The sequence below is a fragment of the Spirillospora sp. NPDC046719 genome (assembly GCF_040645715.1).
Classification (GTDB): Bacteria; Actinomycetota; Actinomycetes; order Streptosporangiales; family Streptosporangiaceae; genus Spirillospora.
This window is the reverse complement of record NZ_JBEYYT010000593.1, coordinates 1-4,708: the sequence shown is the minus strand read 5'-3', so window position 1 is coordinate 4,708 and position 4,708 is coordinate 1. Positions and strand designations below refer to the sequence as shown.

Here is a 4,708-nt window from a genome sequence, read left to right as displayed (position 1 = left end):
CGCGGACGCGTACTCGGCGAGCCCCACCCGCTCCAGCCACTCCGCCGCCCGGCGCCGCGCGGCGCGGCGTCCGGCGCCCTGGCAGCGCGGCCCGAACTCGACGTTCTCCAGGACGCTGAGGTGCGGGAACAGCAGGTAGTCCTGGAAGACCATGCCGACGCCGCGGCGCTCGGCGGGCAGCGGGCGCAGGTCCGTCCCGTCCAGCCGGATGTGGCCGCCGGGCATCGCGACGAGCCCGGCGAGGGCGCGCAGCGCGGTGCTCTTGCCCGCGCCGTTCGGCCCGAGCAGCGCGACGACCTCGCCGGGCGCGGCGGCGAGCGCGAGGTCCAGGTCGAACGCCCCCCGCCGCACGACGAGCCGCGCGTCCAGCCCCTTCGCGCCGCCGTCCCCGCCGGCGCCGCCGTCCCGGGTCGCGCCGCCGTCCCCGGCCGTCACGTCTCCACCCAGCGGTCGCGGAGCGCGGCCAGCACGGCCACCGACACCGCGAGCAGCACCAGGCTCAGCACGATCGCGGCCTGCGGGTCGTTCTGCAGCGCGAGGTAGACCGCGAGCGGCATCGTCTGGGTCCGGCCGGGGAAGTTGCCCGCGAAGGTGATCGTCGCGCCGAACTCGCCGAGGGCCCGCGCCCAGCACAGCACCGCGCCGGCCGCGACGCCCGGTGCCACCAGCGGCAGCGTCACGCGGCGGAAGATCGTCCAGCGGCCGGCGCCGAGGGTGGCGGCGGCCTCCTCGTAGCGCAGGTCGGCGGCGCGCAGGGCGCCCTCCACGCTGATCACCAGGAACGGCATCGCGACGAACGTCTCGGCGAGCACCACCCCGGCGGTGGTGAACGGCAGCGTGATCCCGAACGCCGAGTCCAGCCACGCGCCGACCAGCCCGCGGCGGCCGAGCGCCAGCAGCAGCGCGACGCCGCCGACGACCGGCGGCAGCACCAGCGGCACGGTGACCAGCGCCCGGACGATCCGCAGGCCGGGGAACGACGCCCGCGCCAGCACCCAGGCCAGCGGGACGCCGAGCAGCAGGCACACGCCGGTGGCGAGCGTGGCGCTCAGCAGCGACAGCCGCAGCGCCTCCAGCACCTGGCCCCGGCCGAGCCGGGTGCCGAGGGTGGACCACGGGGCGCGGGCGAGCAGCCCGGCCAGCGGCAGCACCAGGAACGCCAGTCCGGCCAGCGCGGGCAGCAGCAGGAACCAGGGCGGCCGGCCGGACCGGTTCACGGCGCCTCGAACCCCGCCGCGGTGAGCGCGGCCCGGCCCTGCGCCCCGAGGACGAGCTGGATGAACCGCTCGGCGAGCGCGCCCTGCGGCGCCTTCTTCACCTCGACGATCGGGTAGTCGTTGACCGCCTTGGCCGACTCGGGGAACTCGATGGCCTTCACCTTGCCGGCCGCGGCCTTGGCGTCGGTGCGGTAGACGAGCCCGGCGTCGGCCTCGTCGAGGCTCACCTTGGTGAGCACCGCCTTGACGTCGCTCTCCTCGGACGCGGGCGCGACCTTGACGTTCGCCGCCGCGAGCGCCTTCTTCGCCGCCGCGCCGCACGGCACCGTCGGCGCGCACAGCACGACCTTCAGCCCGGACCGCGACAGGTCCGCCAGCCCGGCGACCTTGCCGGGGTCCTTCGGCGGGACGGCGATGACCAGGCGGTTGCGGGTGAACACCCGCGGGGTTCCGGCGGCGTCGCCCGCGTCGGTGACGGTCTTCATCGTCGCCGGGCTGGCGGAGGCGAACACGTCCGCCGGGGCGCCCTGCGCGATGCCCTGGGCGAGGCTGTCGCTGCCGCCGAAGTTGAACCGGACCTTCACCCCGGGGTGCGCGGCCTCGAAGGTCTTGCCGAGTGCGGTGAAGGTCTCGGTGAGCGAGGCCGCCGCGAACACGGTGAGGGTCCTGGACCCGCCGCCGCCCGAGGAGGTGTCGCCGCCGGTGTCGCCGCCGGTGTCGCCGCAGCCCGCCGCCGCCAGTGCCAGGGACGCCGCGAGCACGGCCGCCGATGTGCGCTTGAACATGTCACTCCTCAAGGGGGTCAGCCCGGGTCGGACACCTCGACGACGACGTTCGTCGACTTCACCACGGCCTCGGCGACCACGCCGACCCGCAGGCCGAGCTCGTCGGCCGCCTCGCGGCTCATCAGCGACACCAGCCGGAACGGCCCCGCCTGGATCTCCACCTGGGCCATCACGCCGTCCCGGACGACCTCGGTGACGATCCCGCGCAGCCGGTTGCGCGCCGAGGAGAACCGCTCGGCCTGCTCGGAGGGCGCGGCGCCGCGCGCCTGGTCGCGCGCCTGGTCCCGCACGAAGGCGGCCAGCTCGGCGCCCGGCACCCGCCGGTGGCCGTGCTCGTCCCGCTCGGCGGGCAGCCGCCCGCCGTCCACCCAGCGCCGGACGGTGTCGGCGCTGACCCCGAGCAGCGCGGCCGCCTCACTGATCCTGAACGTCGTCACGAGGGATGATCGTAGCCCTCGCAGATTCCACCCGCATCTATGCATATGGCCAGATATTGCAAGCCGTTCAGGGCATTTTCTCTGGCATTTGCCACAGCCGCGCCTCACCGCCCCCCGGTTTCGGGAGGACGGCGGCCGGATGTCACCATCTACTTACATCCCCGTCGCGAGGAGGACCCGGTGACGCAGCCGCACCCGACGACCCTGGTCATCGAACGCCACGGGACCGCGAGCCTGCGGTCCCGCGCGGTCTCGGCGGGGATCCGCCGCTTCCTGCGCCCCCGGCTGGCCAAGGCCGCCGCGCTCCCCTTCGACGACCGGGCGCTGCGGCGCGCGGCGGCCCTGGACCGGCTCGCCGGACGGGCCCCGGCACCGCGGGGCGTCCGCACGGAGAAGGTCCGCTTCGACGGGTTCGGCGCGGAGTGGGTGCGCGGGCCCGGCGCACCGTCCGCCCGCGACCACGTGATCCTCTACCTGCACGGCGGCGGCTGGGTCTGCTGCGGCCTCAACACGCACCGCCGGATGATCGCCTCGTTCAGCTCCGCCGCCGGCGTCCCCGCGCTGTCGGTCGACTACCGGATGATCCCCGCCGTCCCGTTCGAGCGGGAGGTCGAGGACTGCCTCACCGCCTACCGGTGGCTGCTGGACGAGCGGGGCGTCGACCCCGCGCACATCGTCATCATGGGCGACTCGGCGGGCGGGCACCTCACCTTCGCCACCGCGCTGCGCGCCCGCGCCGAGGGGCTGCCGATGCCGGCGGCGCTCGCCGCGCTGTCCCCCATGCTCGACATGGACCTGACCGACAAGCTCGCGCACGCCAACATGGGCCTCGACCCGTCCGACCCGGGCGTGCTGCTGGAGCGGCTGGTGGAGGCGTTCCTCGGCCACCTCGACCTCAAGGACCCGGCGGTCTCCCCCGTCCGCGCCGACCTGGCCGGGCTGCCGCCCGTCCTGCTCACGGCCGGCTCCACCGAGCTGCTGTACTGCGACTCAGAGCTGATGGCGCGGCGGCTCGCCGAGGCCGGCGTCCCCGTGACGCTGCAGGTGTGGGACCGGCAGATCCACGTCTTCCAGATGTTCGGCCCGTACCTGCCGGAGTCCCGCGCGGCGATCCGCGCGCTCGGCCGGTTCGTCCGCGACGCGCTGGACGGCCGCCTCGCCGCGGCCCCGGACGGCACGCCCGCCGGCCTGGAGAGCGCCGGTTGACCTGAATCGCGGTTGAGGTCCTAGCGTCGGCTCCGTGAGCACCACCGCAGATCGGAGAGCGACGATGACCGACCCGTTCACCCCGGCCGAGCGCGCCTACCTCGGCACGCAGAGCCTCGGCCGGCTGTCCACGATCGGCCCGGACGGCGGGCCGCAGACGCGGCCCGTCGGGTTCCGGCTGAACGGCGACGGGACGATCGACATCGGCGGCCCGGACAACGCCGCCAGCCGCAAGTACCGCAACGTCCTCGCGGACCCGCACGTGTCGTTCCTCGTCGACGACAAGCCGCCCGCCGACGACCCGGACGCGGTGCGGCCCGGCTGGGGCCGCGGCGTGGAGATCCGCGGGACCGCGGAGCCGGTCAAGGGCCGCATGCACATCGGCGAGGGCTTCTTCAGCGACGACCTGATCCGGATCCGCCCGGTCCGCGTGATCAGCTGGCACATCGACGCCGAACGCCCCGAGCAGCAGGCCCGCACGGTGGCCTGAGACGGCGGTGTGGACGCGGACGCTGCGGGTAAAGGGGGTGCAAAACAGAATCCGTAGCCCGGTCAGGAGGAATGATCATGACTGGGACCATGCGCGTACCGCGCACCAGGGGCGGCTTCAGCGGGGTCCTGCTGGTGCTGCTGGGCCTGTGGGGCGGGCTGCTGCCCTTCGCCGGCCCCTACTTCGACTTCGGGTTCGCCCCCGACGACACCTGGGTCTACAACACCGACCGGCTCCAGCTCAGCATCGCCCCCGCGGCCGCCGCCGTGCTGGGCGGGCTGATCGTGCTGTTCAGCGCGCACCGCGCCATCGCGATGCTCGGCGCGTGGCTGGGCGTCCTCGGCGGCGCCTGGTTCGCGGTGGGCGGGCCGCTCGCCACGCTGTGGGACGTCCCGGGCGTGGGCGCGCCGCTCGGCACGGGCAACGGCCGGCACCTCGCCGAGCAGCTGTCCGGCTTCGCCGGGCTCGGCGTCGTCATCGTGTTCTTCGCGGCGCTCGCGCTCGGGCGGTTCGCGGTGGTCGGCGTCCGCGAGGCGGTGCCGCCGGACGAGCCGCAGCGGGAGGCCGCCGGCA

General features: G+C 75.1%; 7 protein-coding genes. 3 read left to right on the top strand and 4 right to left on the bottom strand.

Annotated elements, in window-relative coordinates:
* The 4 genes from ABZ914_RS46790 to ABZ914_RS46775 form a co-directional block, all read right to left on the bottom strand.
* A partial coding sequence (locus tag ABZ914_RS46790; protein ID WP_500201103.1) for an ATP-binding cassette domain-containing protein occupies window positions 1-369 on the bottom strand: 369 nt, incomplete at its 3' end.
* A 62-nt stretch (window positions 370-431) separates the two neighbouring features.
* The gene (modB, locus tag ABZ914_RS46785) at window positions 432-1,217 is read right to left on the bottom strand and encodes a molybdate ABC transporter permease subunit (RefSeq protein ID WP_500201102.1); all 786 of its coding nucleotides are present in this window, start codon (window positions 1,215-1,217) and stop codon (window positions 432-434) included.
* Complete coding sequence (modA, locus tag ABZ914_RS46780) at window positions 1,214-2,002, bottom strand: molybdate ABC transporter substrate-binding protein (RefSeq protein ID WP_500201101.1); 789 nt, start codon at window positions 2,000-2,002, stop codon at window positions 1,214-1,216. Before modA ends, modB begins: the two co-directional genes overlap by 4 nt.
* 17 nt (window positions 2,003-2,019) lie before the next feature.
* Entirely contained in the window at window positions 2,020-2,439 is a 420-nt protein-coding gene (locus ABZ914_RS46775; protein ID WP_190867861.1) for a TOBE domain-containing protein, read from the bottom strand.
* 180 nt (window positions 2,440-2,619) lie between these two features.
* Here ABZ914_RS46775 and ABZ914_RS46770 point away from each other — a divergent pair, with 180 nt between their 5' ends.
* The 3 genes from ABZ914_RS46770 to ABZ914_RS46760 form a co-directional block, all read left to right on the top strand.
* Complete coding sequence (locus ABZ914_RS46770) at window positions 2,620-3,645, top strand: alpha/beta hydrolase (protein ID WP_500201100.1); 1,026 nt, start codon at window positions 2,620-2,622, stop codon at window positions 3,643-3,645.
* 34 nt (window positions 3,646-3,679) lie between these two features.
* Entirely contained in the window at window positions 3,680-4,135 is a 456-nt protein-coding gene (locus tag ABZ914_RS46765; protein WP_347257120.1) for a PPOX class F420-dependent oxidoreductase, read from the top strand.
* 77 nt (window positions 4,136-4,212) lie between these two features.
* On the top strand, window positions 4,213-4,708 hold a 496-nt coding region (locus tag ABZ914_RS46760), incomplete at its 3' end, for a hypothetical protein (RefSeq protein WP_500201099.1).